Genomic DNA, 18,841 nt, shown 5'->3' with positions numbered 1-18,841 from the left:
GCGTCCTGCCCCGTGGCTGCGTCTTCGGAAGTGTCTCGGGTAAGCCTACCCCTCCATCCACTGGCGGGCCAAATTGCACCCTCGTTGGGCGAAGGGGCATCAACGGGCTCTGGCTATTGCGCTTCGGCCAGGAACCAGAGCAGACGCGAACCAGACGTTGAACACGAAGGTGTGACGGAAGTTCAGCTCAGAGCGCGTCGTTTACGACATTGGCCGCTTGATAAGTCACCTCGATTCGGGTTCTGTCTCAAATTCAATGATGACTAGCTGTCTCCAGTCTGGCGGCCGTGTCGGGCTTGTTTGGCTACAGGTTCCAGTTGATTGGCGTTTCGTAATGGATATCGCAGCATCCCGCCTCGGCGCACGCGCAAGGTGTCGTATTGAGCCCGTACGCATGGGACTGTGATTTGCAACTTTGCTCATGTCATCTCACGAGCGAACGCACGAAGGTTGTTCTGCCAGCGTCACCTGCGCTGGTCGGGATTGGCGTCCCGAATCAATGAGCAAAGATGACCGATTGCCTCACTGCAGGCACTCGCGACAATGCACCACCTGCCGGTCCACGGCGGGCGGTGCGTGGGGACCCTTTGGTCCGTCGGCTTATTCTTTGCTCTTGACCGGCACGCCAACCCGCACCGCCCGCCACCTTGCATCCCGCGGGTGGCCTTGCCCTGTGAGGTTGCTGCCATGACCACGCTCTACCCCACCTATCCCCGCCTGCACACACTGCTGGGTGATGCCCTGCCCGACCTGCAGCTGTCCAACGCCACTGCCGAGGCACTGGAAGACGCGCTGACCGAAGCCGATGAAGCCGCTCCCACGCCCGCCTTTTTCAAGCGGTTGCGCGACATCACGCGCTGCCACGCCGCCGACGGCGAGCCGTGGACGGAACTGCGCATCACGCCGGCACGTGCGCGCGATCTGGCCGGCACCACGCGCTGCCTGCTGGCATTGTCTGCGCTGGGTGGTGTGTTGTTGGCCACGCAGGCCGCGCGTGAACTGGACGACGCGCAGGCGCAGTGCCCGCCGCAGACCGAGGAAGGCCTGCTGTATGCAGTACAGCTGCTGGCCGATCACGCGGGTACGTTGCTGGGGCGATCGCCGTTGTGATGTGGTGGCGTAGGGATTGATTGACTGCTGCCAATGCGTGTCGACCAAGGTCGACACCTACCAGGGCGGTGCATGGCGCCCGTTGGATTCGTGCCGACTGAGGTCGGCACCCACCAAAGCCGCCAACGCGGCGGGCATCACCAATCCGCACGCAGGCCGATGTTGCCTTCGATGATGCGGCGCTTGCCGTTGTCGCTGCCACCGACCTCGCGGGTGTAGTCGGCCACGGCATACGCGCTGATCGTGCGGTTGAAGCGCCCGACCACGCCGACACCGGCTTCCAGTGCGCGCGAGCGCTGCGAATTGATGATCGCGTCGCTATCGAACAGGATGCGGTCCTCGCCCGAGCGACCGTGCCAGTAATTCAACTTGAAGTACGGCTGCCAGCCGTTATCGGCCAGTTGGTAATCACCCGCCAGGCGCAGGCCGACGCGGCCGGTCCAGGCGTTGTCGTTGTCGAAGGAAATGGTGGACACCAGATCGCGCTGGTCATCCAGCGAACTGCGCTGCCAGATCACCTGCAGTTGCGGCTCCAGCCACCACGATGACTGCCCGACCTGCAGCAGTGGCTTGCCCGCTTCCAGCGACAGCGTGGTGCCGTCGCCCTTGAGGTCGATGCCCAGCCCGCGCGACGAACGCGTGCGGCCGTCGTAGCGGCTCTGCATCGCCACCGCGTCGATGTAGCCGCCACTGCTGTCAGTCAACGTCCAGTACAGGCCCACGTGCTTGTCGTCCAACCGGCTCTGACCGACCAGCACGTTGTCCCAGCCAATGGCCAGGCCGGTGATCCTGCCATCGGCGCGGGTGCGGCCGACGAACACGCCGATCTGGTTGCGGTGGCTGTCGGCGGCAGCGGCCCATACATCCAGGCCCGCCTGCACGCCCATCACGTCGCCATCGAAGCCGGGCCGTGCATCGCCCTTCCAGTGGATCTCGCTGCTCTGCCCCACCAGCCGTCCCCATGCGGTGCGGAAGGCGCCCTGGTTGTACAGCAGGCGCTGTTCGCCCTGGCGCTCGTGGAAGGTCCCCAGGCTGGCCAGCGAGGTCTCGCGCAACAGCGGGGGCACCACGGCGTAGGCCGCGGTCTCCAGGCGGTACAGCGGCACCAGACCATTCTCGTCCGGTGCGGCGGGTCTTGCCCCCGCTGTGGGCGGCGGCGAACCGGTACCGGGCAGGCTGCCACCAGCCACCGGCACGTCCGGCACCGGTGGATCGCTGGGCGGTGCTACGGGCGGCGGTTCCGGCGGCGGCGGCGGTGGCGCGGTCTCACCGGCGGTCAGGTTCGGATCGATGGCACCTTCCGGTGGCGGTGGTGGTGCCGGGGGAATCGGCGGCGGCGGTGCGACCGGCGGTGTCGGCGGCGGCGGTGGAGCCACTTCGCCGCCGCCGTTGGGCGCGGGTGCCGGCCCGGCCGCAACCGTCGAACGCAGGTACCAGTTCTCGCCGGTGCCGGCGCTGACACCGCCCTTGAACAGGAAGTACTCGTAGGCGCCGGCCGAGACCGATGCGAACAACGAGAACGCGCCTGGCGCGGTGGTTGCGCCGTTCAACGCCTGCACCACCAGGATGCCGTCGACCAGCGTGGCCGATCCTCCGCCACCGGCGTTGATGATGCCCAGACCGGTGCTGCCGGTGGCGGTGCCGCCATCAAAGACCAGTCGGTCGCTGGCTGAGTCGTCCGCACCCAGCACGGTCTGCAGGTACACGCCACCGCCGTCGCCGCGGTAGTTGCCACGGATGGTGAAGGCATCACCGGCGCCGCCACTGTTGGTCAGGTCAATGCGGCCGGCGTTGACCATGTTCACCAGCGCGCTGCCGGCGAACGGTCGGATCGCGTGGTTGCCGCCCCCCGCAAACAGGGTGCTGGTCTCATCCACGATCACGCTGCCGGTAGCGGTGGCACTGTCGCCCAGCACCAGATCGCCATCGAAGGTGAGCTCGGTGCTGCTGGCCAGGCTGATCGCTTCCCAGTTCTGGAAGCGCCCGACGCCAGCGGTCTTGACGTTGTTGAAGCCGAGACGGTCGGTGCCGGTGCCACCATCGAACAGTGGCACGGCGCCCAGATTGGCCTGGTTGAGATTGCTGAGGGTCGCGACGTCATCGTCGGGCCCCATGTCGATGGCGCCGTAGACGATGCCGCCACCATTCCAGTTGAAGGTGTCGTTGCCGGTGCTCAGCAGCACCTGGCCGCGCACGGTGCCACCGGTGATGGTGACGCTGTCGGTGCCGCCACTGACGCTGATGTTGCCGCCGATGTAGGCGTCGTTGGAGATGATGACGGTGTCCTGGTCGAAGCCGGTGACCACGTTGCCGTCGACGGTGCCGCCGGACATGTCCCACAGGTTCTTGTCCAGCTTCATGTTGACGCGGCCGATGCGGCCACCGGTCATCCACGCCTGGTCGCCATCTTCGAACGCGCCGACGATGCGGCCACCGCTCATGCGGAAGGTATCGATGTTGTCGCCCTGCTGCAGGGCACCGATGGTGCCGCCGGTCATGACGAAATCATCGCGGCCACTGCCCTGCGTCACCAGTCCGGTGATGGTGCCGGCGTTGACGGTCAGCTGGTCATCGCCATTGCCTTGGTCGAGGCTGTCGATGGTGCCGCCGCTGAGCAGCAGCACGTCGTTGCCATCGCCCTGCTGCACGCCGCCGCTGATGCTGCCGGCCAGCATCTGCAGGCGATCGTTGCCGGCACCGAACTGCACGCCGCCGGTGCCGCCGCTGATGGTGCCGCGGTTGACCACGCTGCTGTCGCCGGCGCCACTGAACTGCAGTGCGATACCGCTGCCGGAACTGATGCTGCCGGTGTTGTCGACGCGGCTGCCGGCGCCGAGCTGCACCGCGGTACCGCTCGCCGAGTTGATGGCGCCCAGATTGGTGAGCACGTGCCCGCCGGCGCCGAGCAGGGAGACGGCGCTGCCCGCGCCGGCCTGCTGCAGCTGCGCGCCGTTGCCAACATTCACGGTGATGCCCGCCGCGCCACTGGCACTGATTGCTGCGGTCTCGGGATTGGGGGCAGCGCTGCTGCAGGTGACGGTCTGCCCGGCGACGGGAGCCGTCGCATCGCAACCAGCCCAGGCGGCCGGGGCGGACAGGGCGAGCAACGAGGGCATCGCCAGGATCTGCAGCAGGGAAACGGTCAAACAGCGCCGGCGTAACCCGCGCGGGACGACATGGGACATACGGCACTCCTGGGTCGGGGGATCAGGAACTGCGGATGTTCTGTACGACACTGCAGACGCAGTCTGCCCTGCCATGAATGGTTTCGATAGGTGAATTTATCGGCAGTCGGTCACGCTTTGGTTGTGAAGCCGGGAAGTGCTCACGCGGTCCGCATGTCGATGAATCCGTTCACGTCGAATGATCCGTGGAGAACATCCACGCATGGCGTGGATGACCCACAACCCACCAGCTCAGTAGATCCACGCCATGCGTGGATGCGCCATTCGCTACGACCTTTGCCCGCGCTCAGATCTTCAGATAAATGCGACGTCGGTCCAGCCACCACGCCACACCCCACCACAGCGCAACGAATACCAACGCCTGTAGCATCGAGGCCAGCTCCAATGCCTGTGGCATCGCCGCAGCCAGTTGCTGCCAGACCCACCCCCAGGCACCGGTCGCCAGCAGGATCACCGACATCACCGAGGCCCCCAGATAGGCAGTGATTGCATTGACGCCGAAGCGCCGGCCCAGCGCGGGCCATCCCTTGCGGTCGATCAGCACGTGACCCAGCCACAATGCCAGCGCGGCCAGGCCCCCGGTCCACAGTACGTAGCTGGGCGTCCACAGCTGCTTGTTGAGTGGCAGCACGGTCGCCAGCAGCAGGCCGAGCACGGCAGTGATCGCACCCAGTGCGGCCAGTGCACCGGCGCGGCCACTGCGCAGCAGGCCGCCGGCCAGCAGGCCCAGCACGGTGCTGGCCAATGCGCCGAGACTGCTCAGCAATCCTTCGGGGTCGTGACCCAGACCGGTATCGGCCTGCCATTGGTAGATCGATGGCGCGAACAAGGTGGTGTCCAGACGGCTGGCCGGGTTGGTCCACGGCGCCAGATCGCCGATGCCCAGCAGCAGCGCTGCATACCCCACCAGCAACGCCACTAGCACGGCCGCCTGCACGCGCGGACGCGTATACACCGCCAGCACGCCCACCACTGCCGCACACAGCGCGATGCGCTGCAGCACGCCCCAGATGCGGAAATGGTGCGTGTGCAGTGCCCACCACACCAGCAGGTGCAGCAGCACACCGGCAACGGCGATGCGCAGTGCGCGTTCCAGCACGCCACGTGCAAGTGCCGGCCGTGCAGCTGGATCCAGCGCGCGCGGTGCGACGCTGAAGGCCATCGACACGCCCACCAGGAACAGGAAGAACGGGAACACCAGGTCTGTAGGTGTGCAGCCGTGCCATTCAGAATGGCGCAGCGGTGCGAACACCGCACTCCAGTCACCGGGGTTGTTGACCAGCAGCATCGCCGCCACGGTCATACCGCGCAAAGCGTCGATCGAGCCCAACCGGCGTGGCGGCGTGCTGCTCATCGTCAAGCCGCCTCGTACTGGCCGGCGATCCACGTACCACGCACCTGCAATGCATCGTCCAGCAGAACCAGGTCGGCCTGGTAGCCCTCGGCGATGTGACCCAGGCGATCATCGACATTGAGGAACTGCGCCGGATAGGTCGAGGCCATGCGCGCAGCTTCGGCCAGCGGTTGGCGCAGCAGCTGCACGGTGTTGCGCACGGCGGTGGCCATGTCCAGCGCCGAACCGGCCAGCGAGCCAGCGGCGTTGCGCACTACGCCATCGATGGCAGTGATGGTTTCGCCATACAGCACGTAGCTGGGATCGTCTGCACCGACCGGCGGCATCGCATCGGTCACCAGCAGCAGGCGGCCGCGCGGCTTGGCCGCCAGCGCCACGCGCAGGCTGGCCGGATGCACGTGCACGCCATCGACGATGATGCCGATCCAGCTGTCGCGATCTTCCAGCGCCGCGCCGACCGCACCGGGCTCGCGCCCCTGCAGCGGCGACATCGCGTTGTACAGATGGGTGAAGCCACGCACGCCGGCATCGAGGCCGGCACGGATCTCTTCATAGGTACCGGCGGTGTGACCGGCGGCAACGATCACCCCGCGTTCGACCAGCGCGCGGATGGTCTCCAGCGGTACGCGCTCCGGTGCCAGGGTCAGCAGGGTCACGCCGTTGTCCAGCGACGACGCCAGTTCGATCTCTTCCGCGTCCGGCACGCGGAACTTGCTGGCATCGTGCGTGCCTTTGCGCGCTGGTGCGATGTACGGGCCTTCCAGGTGGATGCCGATCACGCCCGGCACACCCAGTGCAATGGCCTCGCGCAGCGCAGCGATCGCCTCGCGCATCACACCAAGGTCATCGCTGATCAGGGTCGGCAGCATCGCGGTGGTGCCGAAGCGGCGATGCGCACGCGCAATCGTACGCAACGCCTCTACGTCGGGTGTGTTGTTGAACAGCGCGCCGCCACCGCCATTGACCTGCACATCGATGAAGCCGGGCAGCAGCCAGCCGCCCCCCAGGTCCACCTGCTCGTCGGCCGTGCCCAGCTGCGGCGCAGCGTCGGGCAGCAGCGCGCTGATGTGGCCGTCTTCGATGACCACCGCAAGATCGTCGCGGAACTCATCGCCGGCAAGAATGCGGGCATTGCGCAGAACGGTTGCCATCACACCGTCTCCGTAACCTTGTTCAGATGCGGTGGCAGGTCCGGGTTGAAGCCGCGGCGCAACGCCAGCGCGTTGATCGCGCGGTAGAAGCTCTGCACCGTCAGCAGCGGCGCGCACAGCGGATGCGGCGCGGCAGCGACCGGCAGGTTGCCGCCGGCACCGGCCAGCCACACCTGGGCGCCACGTGCGGTGAATTCTTCGGCCACGGCACGGGTGCCGGCACCGGTTTCATCGGGCTGGGCAAAGGCCAGCACCGGGAAGCCGCGATCGACCAGCGCCATCGGACCATGTTTGACCTCGGCCGAGCTGTAGGCCTCGGCGTGCAGGCTGCAGGTTTCCTTGAACTTCAGCGCGGCCTCCTGCGCCGCGCCGAGGCCCAGGCCACGGCCGAGCACGAACAGGTTGTTGGCCTCCACCAGGCCGTCGATCACTGCGCTCCAGTCGCACTGCCAGGCCTCGCGCATCGCATCGGGCAGCAGGTCCAGGGCATTGCGCAGCGCGCTGTCCTGCTTCCAGTACGCGGCCAGCTGCAGCAGCGCGGACAACGAGGCGAGGTAACTCTTGGTCGCCGCCACGCTTTTTTCCACGCCGGCATGCAGCGGGATGACCGTGTCGGCAAGCTGTGCCAGCGGCGAATCCTCGACGTTGACCAGCGCCACCACGCGCGCGCCAGCGGCCTTGGCCGCCTCGGCATTGCGCAGCAGGTCCGGGCTCTTGCCGGACTGCGAGATGACGATGAACAACGCACCGCGCAGCTGCAGCGGTGCGGCGTAGACCGAACCCACCGACGGCGAGGCCGAGGCAACGACCAGACCCAGCTGGGTTTCCAGCAGGTACTTGCCATAGGTCGCAGCATGGTCGGAGCTGCCGCGTGCGCAGGTCACCACGAACGGCGGCGGCGCAGCGCGCAGGCTGGCTGCCAGCGTCTCCATCACGGCATGGTTGCGGGCGAACTGGCGGGCAACGACCTCGGCCGCTTCGGCGGCCTCGGCGAACATCAGGGTAGCGGTGGGGTCGGACAGCGACATGGCAGGCTCAGGAAGGATCGGAAGGAAGGGGACGGGCGGCGGCAGGCCGCATCGGCGCGGTCGAGCCGCGCACCACCAGCTGTGGCACGAAGCCCTGGTTGTGCAGCGGCGCCGGCGCATCGTCGTAGGCATCACTGCGCAGCTGCGCGATCAGCAGGCGCGCGGCATGGCGGGCGATGTCTTCGGTGGCCTGCTTGGCGGTGGTCAGCGGCGGCCACGACTGGCGCGAGAACGGGCTGTCCTCGAAGCCGGCGATCGACAGGTCGTAGGGCACGTTCATGCCGGCCGACTTCGCGGCGGCCAGTACGCCGGCAGCGATTTCATCGTTGGAACCGAAGATGGCGGTAGGCGGTTCGCGCAGTGCAAGCAGGCGCCGCGCGCCGCGGAAACCATCGTCGAAGGTGTAATCGCCCTGCACCACCAGATGCTTGTCCACGGTCATGCCGTAGTCCTTCAGCGCGGCCTCGTAACCGGCGTAGCGTTCGCCCGACGACCGGTGCGAGGTGCCACCCCAGAGGAAGCCGATGCGCTGGTGACCCAGCTGGATCAGGTGCTCGGTGATTTCGTAGGCGGCTTCGCGGTCGTCGACGAACACGCAGGCGCCATCGGCCGGATCTTCGGTAGCGGCGATGATCCGCACCAGCTTGATGCCCCGCGCAGTGAGCGCCTGGATCAGATCGCGACGTTCGGACATCGGTGCGGTCAGCACCAGCCCGGCCAGGCGCGAACGCTGCACCCAGTCGGCCAGTTCATCGGCCAGCAGCGGCGAACTGGAATCGCACGGATGGATCTGCAGGCCGAAGCCGGTTTCGCGGCAGGCAGCGAGCACGCCGTTCTGCACGCCGATGATGTGGTACGGGTTGGGGTTGTCGTACACCAGCCCGATCACGAAGGTGGTGCCGCTGCGCAGGTTGCGCGCGGAGGGATCGGGTTCGTAGTCGAGCTCGGCAATGGCACGCAGCACCCGCGCACGGGTGGCCTGCATCACCGAGGGCTCGTTGTTGATCACCCGCGACACCGTCTTCAGCGAGACCTTGGCCTTTTCGGCAACGTCCTTGATGGTCGCTCTGCGCATCGGCTTTTCCTGGGGTTGGCTGCCGTCCATCATCGCCGATCAGCCCTTGTCCTGCGGCAGGCCGACGCGATGGCCGACCACCGAGTAGAACAGGATGTACAGGTAGCACGGCACCATCAGCAGCAGGAACACCAGCTGGAAATCGATGTGCTGCTTGAGCACGGCGAACAGCTGCGGAATGATCGCGCCGCCGGCGATGCCCATCACCAGCAGCGCCGAACCGGTTTCGGTGAAGCGGCCCAGGCCACGGATCGCCAACGGGAAGATCGCCGGCCACATCATCGCGTTGGCAAAACCCAGCAGCGCCACGAAGGCAACCGACACATAGCCATGGGTGAAGAAGGCGCCCAGGCAGAACACCACGCCCAGTACTGCGGAAATGGTCAGGTAGCGCGACTGCGAGACCACCTTCGGGATCAGCAGCAGGCCGACCACGTAGCCCACCAGCATCGCGCCCAGGGTGAGCGAGGTGAACATCTTGGTCTGGTCCAGCGGCAGGTCGAAGCCATGACCGTAGGTACCGATGGCATCACCGGCCATTACTTCCACGCCGACATAGACGAACAGACACAGCACGCCCAGCCACAGGTGCGGGAACTGGAAGATGCTGCTGCGCTCGGCCTTGCCCGGTGCGCCGGCCGGGGTGGCATTGGCCTCGGAGGCCTTGATTTCAGGCAGCGGCGAGAACAATACCGCCACCGCCAGCACCACCAGCAAGCCGGCCATGGCCAGGTACGGCGCGTGGATCTTGGCGGCGAATTCGTTCAGCAGCTGCGCCTTGGTCGCTTCGTCGGCAGCGGCCACCGTGGCCGACAGATCGCCGATGCCGTGCAGCACCACCGTGCCGATCAGCACCGGCGCCAGCATGCCGGCGATCTTGTTGCAGATGCCCATCATCGCGATGCGCCGTGCGGCGGTTTCAATCGGGCCGAGGATGGAGATGTACGGGTTGATCGCGGTCTGCAGCAAGGCAAGTCCACTACCGATCACGAACAGGCCGCCGAGTGCACCGGGATACCAGCGCTGGGTGGCGAACTCACCGAACAACGCCGCGCCACCGGCCATCACCAGCAGGCTCAGGCTGAGGCCTTTCTTCATGCCGGTGCGGCGCAGGATCCATGACGCCGGCAGGGCCAGGAAGAAGTAGGACAGGTAGAACACCATCAGCACCAGGAAGGCACCGACCTCGCTGAGCTCGAAGGCGAGTTTGACGAAGGTGATCAACGGGCCGTTGAGCCAGGTGAAGAAGCCGATCAGGAAAAACAGCACGCCGACGATGGCGATGGACGAGGCCACGTTCGGGCGTGCGCTTGCAGCGGGGACGGCTGACATCAGGAAGGCTCCTGCGGCGACGGCCGCAGAACACGGCGTCGGAGAGTGGCTGGGAACAACGTTGTCACATTCTTTCGGTGGACGACGTCCGTTTGTCAACTTCCATGCACGGCCCACCACATCGGATGCTGCACTGCGCAAGCCCGCTGCACGGCCATCCGCTGAATGCGCTTCGCCCTTGAAGCCCCTCGCTGCAACGGTTCTGCCATGGATGCCGCACTCACGCCATGTAAACGTTTACGGCGATCTGCATTCGCTGCGGCGCAGCAACGAAAGTGTCACGAACTCGTTGACATCGTTGTCAACGCGGTTACAGACTCCGCCCCAATCGCCGGCTTCATCGTTGCCCTTCCCGGGGCCGGCCCCACCTGCAGCAGGAGCCCGCGTGACCGCCAGCCATCCCGCCCCGGCCCATGTCCTGTCCCGCGTCGCGCCCTCGTTCCTGGCCGCCGACGTTGGCGGCACCCATGTGCGTGTCGCCCGGGTCCAGGCCAGCGGCGACGATGCCCATCCGGTGCAGGTGCTCGATTACCGCAAGTACCGCAACGCCGACCATGCCGGGCTCAGCGCGATCCTCGCCGACTTCCTGGCCGAAGGCCCGCGCCCGTCGCACTGCGTGGTCGCCACCGCCGGCTATGCCCGCGAAGACGGCACGGTGATCACCGCCAACGTGCCATGGCCGTTGTCGGCGCGGCAGATCGAGGCCGACGTCGGCCTGCAGCGGGTGCACATCGTCAATGACTTCGAAGCCGTGGCCTATGCAGCCGCGCAGGTCGATGCCAGTGGCGTGCTGCACCTGTGTGGCCCGGACAGTGCACCGCGCGGCCCGACCCTGGTGGTCGGCCCCGGCACCGGCCTTGGCGCAGCGTTGTGGATTCCCACGGCCAACGGCCCGGTGGTCCTGGCCACCGAAGCCGGGCAGCCGACCCTGGCCGCCAGCACCGAACTGGAAATGGCGATCGTCCGCCACATGCAGCGCGACCGCGCGCATGTATCGATCGAACATGCGATCTCCGGCCCCGGCCTGATGAACCTGTACCGCGCGATCTGCGCGCTGCAGGACCAGGCACCGGCGCTGGCCAGCCCCGATGCGGTCACCGCTGCGGCAATGGCCGGTAGCGATCCGCTGGCACGGCAGGCGCTGGATGTGTTCTGCGGCCTGCTCGGCAGCACCATCGGCGACATGGCCCTGTTCTATGGCGCCCACGGCGGGGTCTACCTGGCCGGTGGAATCCTGCCGCAGATCCGCGAGTACCTGCGTACCAGCACCTTCGTCGAACGCTACCTGCAGAAGGGGCCGATGGGCGAGGCGCTGGCACGCATCCCGGTGAAGGTGGTCGAACACGGACAGCTGGGCGTGATCGGCGCTGCCAGCTGGTACCTGCTCCACGCCGACGCCTGAACCTGCAAACGGCTTCAACGCAATCGCAGCACGCAGTACGTGGCACGCCAATGCCCGGGACATCGCCGTCGCCCCGCGCACGTCATCGCAACCGCAATCCCATATCGCCGCCGGCATCCAATCGAGTGATGAGGAGAGACATCATGAATACCCGCAAGACCTTGCTTTCGGCCGCCATCGTCAGCTGCATCGCCTTCAGTGCCCACGCGCAGCAGGCCGCCCCGACCGCCACCGATCTGGACACCGTCACCGTTACCGGTATCCGCGGTTCGATGGAGAAGTCGCTGGACACCAAGCGCGAAGCCAATGCGCGCGTGGAAGTGGTCACCGCCGAAGACGTGGGCAAGCTGCCGGCGCACAACGTTGCCGACACCCTGCAGCGCCTGCCGGGCGTCAACATCAGCTCGTCCAGCGCCGATGAAGGCGGCTTCGACGAAGCCGACCGTGTCAGCCTGCGCGGCACCAGCCCCAGCCTCACCCAGACCCTGATCAACGGCCACACCGTCGGTTCGGCCGACTGGTTCGTGCTCAGCCAGGGCAACAACGTCGGCCGCAGCGTCAGCTACTCGCTGCTGCCGTCGGAACTGGTGAGCTCGGTGGAAGTGAACAAGTCCTCGCAGGCCAAGCTGCAGGACGGTGGCACCACCGGTACCGTCAACATCATCACCCGCAAGCCGCTGGAGTTCTCCAAGCAGTTCACCGCTGAAGGCTCGATCGGCATGGTGCGTTCGGACCAGGCCAAGTCGAACGACCCGCAGTACTCGGCGCTGTTCAACTACAAGAACGACGAAGGCACCTTCGGCGTGATGGTGCAGGGCTTCAGCCAGAAGCGCGAACTGCGCCGTGAAGCGCAGGAAATTCCGGGTGGCTTCTTCAAGATCGGCGCCGACGATCCCGTCGCCAAGACCAACCCGGACCTGATCGGCGTCAACGTTCCCGGCCTGCTGGGTTCGACCCTGTTCGAACAGACCCGTGAGCGCAAGGGTGGCCTGGTCTCGCTGCAGTTCAAGCCGACCGATACCCTTACCCTGGGCCTGAACGGTTTCAGCTCCAAGCTGGAAGCCAACAACTACAACCGCAACTTCATGATGTTCGGCAACAGCTTCGCCAAGTCGCAGGCGCCGAATCCGGGCTATGTGGTCAAGGACGGCGTGCTGACCAACGCCACCTACGCGGGCGTGCCGGGCACCAATTACGCGGTGTACGACATGATCTACCGCGAGTCGACGGCCAAGTCGAGCTACGTCACCTTCGATGCCGACTGGCAGATCAGCGACAGCCTGACCGCCAAGTTCCAGGCCGGCAGCACCAAGGGCACCGGTGAGACCCCGCGCCAGTACATCGCCGAGGTCACCGTGGGCAGCGGCGGTGGCGCCAGCTGGGCTACCCATGGCGCCGGCTCGCCGATCGATTGGAACGTCGGCGGCGACCTCTCGCCCAACGGCGTCACCAGCTTCGGCACCTGGGGCAACCAGCAGGTCACCGCCGAAGACAAGGAGAAGTGGGCCACGCTCGACTTCAACCAGTACTTCAACGATGGCGGCGTGCTGAGCTCCATCGACTTCGGTCTGCGCTTCGCCGACCACAAGCGCGAAGCGCTGTCGCCGGAGGGTGCAACCCCGGGTGACATCTGGAGCGCGCTGAAGAACGGTGCCACCTCCAACTATCCGAACGGTTTCGCTGGCGATATCGGCGGCAACTTCCCGCGCAACATCTGGTACTTCACCCCGGGTGCGCTGAAGGATGCGGTGACCAACAACTCCACCTGGCTTGCCGGCAACGACGGCCCGACCGGCCGCCACAACTACGGTGCCGAGTGGCAGGTGAAGGAAAAGAACTTCGCCGGTTACGTGCAGGCCAACTTCCGCGGCGACTGGTGGAGCGGCAACGTCGGCCTGCGCTACGTCAACATCAAGCAGGACATCAACACCTACAACGCCGTAAGCAAGGCCGCCGATGCAGATGTCAGCAGCCTGTTCGGCATGTGGGAGAGCGTGGCCTTCCAGAACAAGCGCAACCGCGTGCTGCCCAGCGCCAACATCAAGTTCGACCTGGACGACAAGCTGGTGCTGCGCGTAGCCGCTTCGCAGACCCAGACCCTGCCTGACTACTCGGCGCTGGGCGCATCGTCGTACGGTTCGGACCTGAACCGGACCGGCGGCGGCGGCAACCCGAACCTCAAGCCGACCCTGTCCACCAACCTGGATGCCAACCTGGAGTGGTACTTCATGCCGCGCGGCCTGCTGTCGATCGGCGCCTACCACATGGACCTGAAGGACTACATCGCCTTCGACGTGGTCTCGCGCCAGCTGTACAGCGAACTGACCAACCAGCTTGAGACCTACCAGATCTCCACCCCGATCAATGCCGACGGCAAGGTCACCGGCGTGGAAGTGGCCTACGAGCAGCCGATCGGCGAGTACTTCGGCGTCAATGCCAACTACACCTACGCCAACGGCACGACCGCGCACACCTGGTCGGACGGCTCGCACAACCTGCTGGGCACCTCGAAGAACACCTACAACGTGGGCGCATACTTCGAGAACGAGCGTTTCGGCGCGCGGGTCAGCTACACCCACCGTTCCTCGTTCCTGATCAGCCTGTCGGGCACCAACCCGTACTACCAGGATGACTTCGGCACGCTGTCGGCGTCGCTGAGCTTCAAGGCCACCGACTGGCTGAGCATCAGCCTGGATGGCCTGAACCTCAACAACCCGACCTACAAGTACTACCAGACCGCGGCCATTCCGACCTCGTTCTACAGCAACGGTCGCCAGTACTACCTGAACTTCCGCTTCAAGTACTGATCCAGCGGCAGTTTCATCGCCGAGTCGTGCACGCACGCCGGGCCTGGGTCATTCCGGGCCCGGCGTTTTTCATGTATAGCGAACATCGCACCCGATCCAAGGAGTCCTTCCGATGACGAAGCCCACCCGCGCCAGGATGCGCAGCCTCCTGTTGCTGGGCAGCCTGCTGGCCGCCCTGCCCGTGCTGCCGGCACTGGCCGCCGATGCCCCGGCACTCGATACCGGCCCCGGCCCGCAGCTGCGCGCCGGCAGCCTGATGTTGATTCCCGCACCGGCCAACGTGCAGCGCGGCAACGGCGCGGGCATCACCGTCGGCGCGGGCACCGTGCTGCAGGCCGATGGCGAAGCAGCGCAGCGTGTCGCTGCACAGTTCGCCGACCTGCTGGCGCGCAGTGGTGGACCGCGCCTGGCAGTGGCCAACGGCAAGGCCGCCGCCAAGGGCGGCAGCATCCGCTTCCAGATCGTGCCGACCTTCCGCGACAGTGGCGAGGGCTACACGCTGGAAAGCACCGCGCAGGGCGTGCTGGTGCAGGCCGGCAACGAGACCGGCCTGTTCTACGGCGCCACCACCCTGGCCCAGCTCGCCACCGGCGGCAGCAATGGTGTGCTGCCGGCCGTGCAGATCCAGGATGCGCCGCGTTTCAGCTGGCGTGGCTTCATGCTCGACTCGGCGCGGCACTTCCAGAGCCTGGACGAGATCAAGCGCGTGCTCGATGCGATGGCCGCGCACAAGCTCAACACCTTCCACTGGCACCTGACCGACGACCAGGGCTGGCGCATGGAGATCAAGCGCTACCCGAAGCTGACCGGCGTCGGCAGCTGCCGCCTGCCGGCCGGTGACGGCGGCATCGATCCGGTCAGCGGCAAGGAGCATCCGTACTGCGGCTTCTACACGCAGGATCAGATCCGCGAAGTGATCGCCTACGCCGCCAAGCTGCACATCCAGGTGATTCCGGAGATCGATGTCCCCGGCCACGCCACGGCGGCGATCGCCGCTTATCCGGAACTGGGCACGATCAATACGCCACTGAAGCCGTTGAGCGAATGGGGCGTGTTCCCGAACCTGTTCAACGTCGAGGACGGCACCGTCACCTTCCTGGAAAACGTGCTGGAGGAAGTCATCGCCCTGTTCCCGGCCAGGTACGTGCACGTGGGTGGCGACGAGGCAGTGAAGGACCAGTGGGAGGCGTCAGAACAGGTGCAGCAGCGCATGCGCGCGCTCGGCATCAAGGATGAGATGGCCATGCAGAGCCACATCATCAAGCGTCTGGAAACCTTCCTGGAACAACACGACCGTCGCCTGATCGGCTGGGACGAAATCCTTGAAGGCGGCCTGCCGCCGCAGGCCACGGTGATGTCCTGGCGCGGTACCGAGGGCGGGCTGGCCGCGGCCAGCGCGGGCCACGATGTGGTGATGTCGCCGGTCAGCCACCTGTACCTGGACTACCTGCAGACCGCATCGCCGAACGAGCCGCCGGGCCGGCCGACGCAGGTGAACCTGGCCAAGCTCTACAACTACGAACCGGTGCCGGCCGAACTGGCCGCCGACAAGCGCGGTCACATCCTCGGCCTGCAGGCGAACATGTTCACCGAACACACGCGCACCTATGCACGTCTGCAGCACAACCTGTTCCCGCGACTGGCCGCCGTGGCCGAGACCGGCTGGAGCACGCCGGAGCATCGTGATTTCCGCGACTTCCTGGCCCGCCTGCCCTCGCAGCTGCAGCGCTATCGGGCCTGGGGCCTGGCGTATGCGCAGACGCCGTTCGAAGTAGGCATGGCCTATACCGATGACCGCGTGGCGAACACGGTGACCGTGTCGCTGGCCAACCCGCTGGGCTATGAAGTGCGCTACAGCAGCGACGGAAAGCCGGTGACCGCGCAGTCGCCGCTGTACCAGCAGCCGCTGACGTCCACGCTGCCGGCGACGGTGCAGGCCGCTGCGTTCTACCAGGGCCAGCCACTGGCCGCGACGCCGACGGTGGCGTCGTACACCGCGCAGTCGCTGCTGTCGCGGCACAGCGAAGGGCTGCGCAGCTGCGTGGGCGAGAAGGGCCTGGTACTGCGCCTGGAAGACGATGGCCCACGCGAAGGTGCGCGTGCGGTGTTCACCGTCGACATCTTCCAGCCGTGCTGGCGCTGGCCGCAGGCACAGCTGGATGGCATCGGCAGCGTGGAAGTACGTGCGGGCCGCATTCCGTACTACTTCCAGCTGGCCCACGACGAGCCGAAGCGCCGCTTCGAAAAGGCCCGGAGCGCACACGGCGAAATGCTGATCCGTCGCGGTGACTGCACCGGCAAGGTGCTGGCGCAGGTGCCGCTGCCGGCGCAGACCGATGCCGACGGCTTCGTGACCCTGCGTGCGGATTTGCCGAAGGGCACCTCGGGTACGGGGGATCTGTGCATCAACTTCACCGGCGACACGCGCCCGGCGATGTGGGTGCTGGATGAGGTGACGCTCCGGTAGCTGCCAACCCTGGTTGGCGCCGGGAAGATTCATCCACGCATGGCGTGGATCTACCGGTCGACGCCAACCTTGGTTGGCGATGGGGAGGTTCATCCACGCATGGCGTGGATCTACTGGTCGACGCCAACCCTGGTTGGCGCCGTGGAGATTCATCCACGCATGGCGTGGATCTACTGGTGGATGCCAACCTTGGTTGGCGATGGGGAGGTCCATCCACGCATGGCGTGGATCTACTGTAGAGCCGAGCCCATGCTCGGCTGCTTTTCAATCGGCAAGCCGAGCATCGGCTCGGCTCTACAGGAACGTTACCCCCGCCAGCGCAGCAGGATGTCGCGCAGCGGGGTCAATGCGGTGGCCATCCCCGCCAACACGCCGATGGTGTTGGCCACCGCATCCATCGGATCGGCCATGCGGTTGCTGGTCAACGCGCCCTGCGCGAACTCGATGCCGATGCCCATCAGCACCAGGCCAGCCCCCACCCACAGCAGCGGACGGCCACGCCGGAACAGCTGCACCGCGCTGCCGGCCAGGATGAAATAGGCCAGGAAGTGCTCACCCTTGTCGCTGTTTTCCGGCAGCGGAATCGGCGGCGGCGGAATCAGGCAGACCACGATCACCGTCAGCACCGCCAACACCCACAGCGCGCTCCACAGGCGTGGCCGCCGCAGCGGCTTGATCACCGGCAACGCTGCACTCACAGGCGCCAGCTCAGGTCGCCCAGTTCGAACGCCGGTTCGAAATCAACGTCGCGCTGCAGGCCAATGGCCTGGAAACGCTCGCCCATCTCCGTTGGCAGGGTCAGCTTCTTCACCTGGTCGCGCAGCTGGATGCGGCCCACTTCATCGGTGCGCTCCTCGGCCAGGGTCAGTACCTGGTCCAGGCCGTTGCCGAGCAGGAAACTGGCCTGGCTGCAGTAGCCGGCCAGGTCGAAACCGCCGTGCAGGCCGGCCTCGGCCATGGCAGTGAAATCGACCGATGCGGTGATGTCCTGCAGGCCCGGCCAACGATGGATCTCGTTGTGCACGTGGTGGCGGTAGAACGCGCGTACGGTGCCATCATCGCGCTCTTCCTGGTAGAACTCGCCCCGGTTGTAGCCGTAATCCACGAACAGCATCGCGCCACGGCGCAGGCCGCCGGCCACTGCCTGCAACCAATACGGCAGCTGCGGCAGCACCTCGGAACGGTAGCCGTCGGCAAAGGGCTTTTCCAGGTAGCGTTCGAGATGGCGCACCGCGCCGTTGAGCAGCAGGTCGGCCGGCTGCGCGCCACGGATGAAGTTGCCCTGCCCGTCCAGCTCGACGGTTTCCTCGTACACCTCGCCGTCCTTGATCAGGAAGCGCGGTGTCGGCAGCGCATCGATCACCTCATTGGCGAACACCACGCCGTCCCAGTCGTCCTCGAACGGACGATCCAGCCATTCCACCCGGCCGGCCAGCTCGGGCGGCAGGTTCTGCTGCAGGCGCTCCTGCTGGCGCTGGCGCAGGTCCGCGCTGGGTTCGAGGATCGCGTAGCGGGCTGGCAATGCGTCCAGCTCGGCCAGGCGCAGCAGCACCGCCTCGGCGAAGGCACCGGTGCCGCCACCCAGTTCCAGCATCCGTGCCTGTGCATCAAGCTGGCCGAACACCGGCGCCAGTGCATTGGCCACGCTGCCGGCGAACAGGCTGCCCAGCTCGGGTGCGGTGGTGAAATCGCCACTGCCGCCGAATTTGCTGGCACCGGCGCTGTAGTAACCCCAGCCCGGCGTGTACAGGCACAGCTCCATGAAGCGGGAGAACGGCATCGCCCCGCCCTGTGCGAGTATCTCGGCACGCAGGGCGGCGGCCAGCTGGTCGCTGTGGGCCAGGGCATCGGCTTCGGGCAGGGGGAAGGTAGGCTGCATGGCGTCTTCGAATGCGGTGACAATGGTGCACAGGATAGCCGAGCCTTGGAG

12 protein-coding genes are annotated in these 18,841 nt (G+C 66.4%); 4 read left to right on the top strand and 8 right to left on the bottom strand.

Going from position 1 to position 18,841, the window contains the following annotated elements; translation table 11 throughout:
• Nucleotides 1-687: 687 nt before the first annotated feature.
• A complete protein-coding gene (locus CR919_RS16520; protein ID WP_099820936.1) occupies nucleotides 688-1,110 on the top strand; it encodes a hypothetical protein in 423 nt (140 codons plus the stop codon).
• A 137-nt stretch (nucleotides 1,111-1,247) separates the two neighbouring features.
• On the opposite strand, the gene CR919_RS16515 is transcribed toward CR919_RS16520, so the two are convergent.
• From CR919_RS16515 to CR919_RS16490, 6 genes are all read right to left on the bottom strand, one after another.
• The gene (locus tag CR919_RS16515; protein ID WP_099820935.1) at nucleotides 1,248-4,295 is read right to left on the bottom strand and encodes an autotransporter outer membrane beta-barrel domain-containing protein; all 3,048 of its coding nucleotides are present in this window, start codon (nucleotides 4,293-4,295) and stop codon (nucleotides 1,248-1,250) included.
• Between the two features lie 286 nt (nucleotides 4,296-4,581).
• Entirely contained in the window at nucleotides 4,582-5,649 is a 1,068-nt protein-coding gene (locus tag CR919_RS16510) for a heparan-alpha-glucosaminide N-acetyltransferase domain-containing protein (RefSeq protein WP_099820934.1), read from the bottom strand.
• 2 nt (nucleotides 5,650-5,651) lie between these two features.
• The gene (gene nagA / locus CR919_RS16505; protein WP_099820933.1) at nucleotides 5,652-6,800 is read right to left on the bottom strand and encodes an N-acetylglucosamine-6-phosphate deacetylase; all 1,149 of its coding nucleotides are present in this window, start codon (nucleotides 6,798-6,800) and stop codon (nucleotides 5,652-5,654) included.
• The gene (locus CR919_RS16500; protein ID WP_099820932.1) at nucleotides 6,800-7,828 is read right to left on the bottom strand and encodes an SIS domain-containing protein; all 1,029 of its coding nucleotides are present in this window, start codon (nucleotides 7,826-7,828) and stop codon (nucleotides 6,800-6,802) included. The genes nagA and CR919_RS16500 overlap by 1 nt, the downstream gene beginning before the upstream one ends.
• Before the next feature lie 7 nt (nucleotides 7,829-7,835).
• Entirely contained in the window at nucleotides 7,836-8,903 is a 1,068-nt protein-coding gene (locus CR919_RS16495; RefSeq protein WP_099821016.1) for a LacI family DNA-binding transcriptional regulator, read from the bottom strand.
• 39 nt (nucleotides 8,904-8,942) lie between these two features.
• A complete protein-coding gene (locus tag CR919_RS16490) occupies nucleotides 8,943-10,235 on the bottom strand; it encodes a sugar MFS transporter (protein WP_099820931.1) in 1,293 nt (430 codons plus the stop codon).
• Between the two features lie 385 nt (nucleotides 10,236-10,620).
• Here CR919_RS16490 and CR919_RS16485 point away from each other — a divergent pair, with 385 nt between their 5' ends.
• From CR919_RS16485 to CR919_RS16475, 3 genes are all read left to right on the top strand, one after another.
• On the top strand, nucleotides 10,621-11,637 hold the full coding sequence (locus CR919_RS16485; protein ID WP_099820930.1) for a glucokinase family protein: 1,017 nt from the start codon (nucleotides 10,621-10,623) through the stop codon (nucleotides 11,635-11,637).
• 143 nt (nucleotides 11,638-11,780) lie between these two features.
• Entirely contained in the window at nucleotides 11,781-14,444 is a 2,664-nt protein-coding gene (locus CR919_RS16480; protein ID WP_099820929.1) for a TonB-dependent receptor, read from the top strand.
• A gap of 112 nt (nucleotides 14,445-14,556) precedes the next feature.
• Nucleotides 14,557-16,911, top strand: a complete 2,355-nt coding sequence (locus CR919_RS16475; protein WP_099820928.1) for a family 20 glycosylhydrolase — start codon at nucleotides 14,557-14,559, stop codon at nucleotides 16,909-16,911.
• A gap of 305 nt (nucleotides 16,912-17,216) precedes the next feature.
• Here CR919_RS16475 and CR919_RS16470 read toward each other — a convergent pair whose 3' ends face one another.
• On the bottom strand, nucleotides 17,217-17,609 hold the full coding sequence (locus CR919_RS16470) for a hypothetical protein (RefSeq protein WP_099820927.1): 393 nt from the start codon (nucleotides 17,607-17,609) through the stop codon (nucleotides 17,217-17,219).
• Nucleotides 17,606-18,790, bottom strand: a complete 1,185-nt coding sequence (locus CR919_RS16465; RefSeq protein ID WP_099820926.1) for an SAM-dependent methyltransferase — start codon at nucleotides 18,788-18,790, stop codon at nucleotides 17,606-17,608. Before CR919_RS16465 ends, CR919_RS16470 begins: the two co-directional genes overlap by 4 nt.
• Nucleotides 18,791-18,841: the final 51 nt, after the last annotated feature.

The sequence above is a fragment of the Stenotrophomonas sp. LMG 10879 genome (assembly GCF_002750935.1).
Taxonomy (GTDB): Bacteria; Pseudomonadota; Gammaproteobacteria; order Xanthomonadales; family Xanthomonadaceae; genus Stenotrophomonas; species Stenotrophomonas lactitubi_B.
This window is presented reverse-complemented; position numbering and strand designations above follow the sequence as displayed.

What these genes read in the sequence shown, in the direction of transcription:
- CR919_RS16520 (WP_099820936.1), top strand. Translation starts at nt 688, where the DNA reads ATGACCACGCTCTACCCCACCTATCCCCGCCTGCACACACTGCTGGGT.
- CR919_RS16515 (WP_099820935.1), bottom strand. Translation starts at nt 4,295, where the DNA reads ATGTCCCATGTCGTCCCGCGCGGGTTACGCCGGCGCTGTTTGACCGTT.
- CR919_RS16510 (WP_099820934.1), bottom strand. Translation starts at nt 5,649, where the DNA reads ATGAGCAGCACGCCGCCACGCCGGTTGGGCTCGATCGACGCTTTGCGC.
- nagA (WP_099820933.1), bottom strand. Translation starts at nt 6,800, where the DNA reads ATGGCAACCGTTCTGCGCAATGCCCGCATTCTTGCCGGCGATGAGTTC.
- CR919_RS16500 (WP_099820932.1), bottom strand. Translation starts at nt 7,828, where the DNA reads ATGTCGCTGTCCGACCCCACCGCTACCCTGATGTTCGCCGAGGCCGCC.
- CR919_RS16495 (WP_099821016.1), bottom strand. Translation starts at nt 8,903, where the DNA reads ATGCGCAGAGCGACCATCAAGGACGTTGCCGAAAAGGCCAAGGTCTCG.
- CR919_RS16490 (WP_099820931.1), bottom strand. Translation starts at nt 10,235, where the DNA reads ATGTCAGCCGTCCCCGCTGCAAGCGCACGCCCGAACGTGGCCTCGTCC.
- CR919_RS16480 (WP_099820929.1), top strand. Translation starts at nt 11,781, where the DNA reads ATGAATACCCGCAAGACCTTGCTTTCGGCCGCCATCGTCAGCTGCATC.
- CR919_RS16475 (WP_099820928.1), top strand. Translation starts at nt 14,557, where the DNA reads ATGACGAAGCCCACCCGCGCCAGGATGCGCAGCCTCCTGTTGCTGGGC.
- CR919_RS16465 (WP_099820926.1), bottom strand. Translation starts at nt 18,790, where the DNA reads ATGCAGCCTACCTTCCCCCTGCCCGAAGCCGATGCCCTGGCCCACAGC.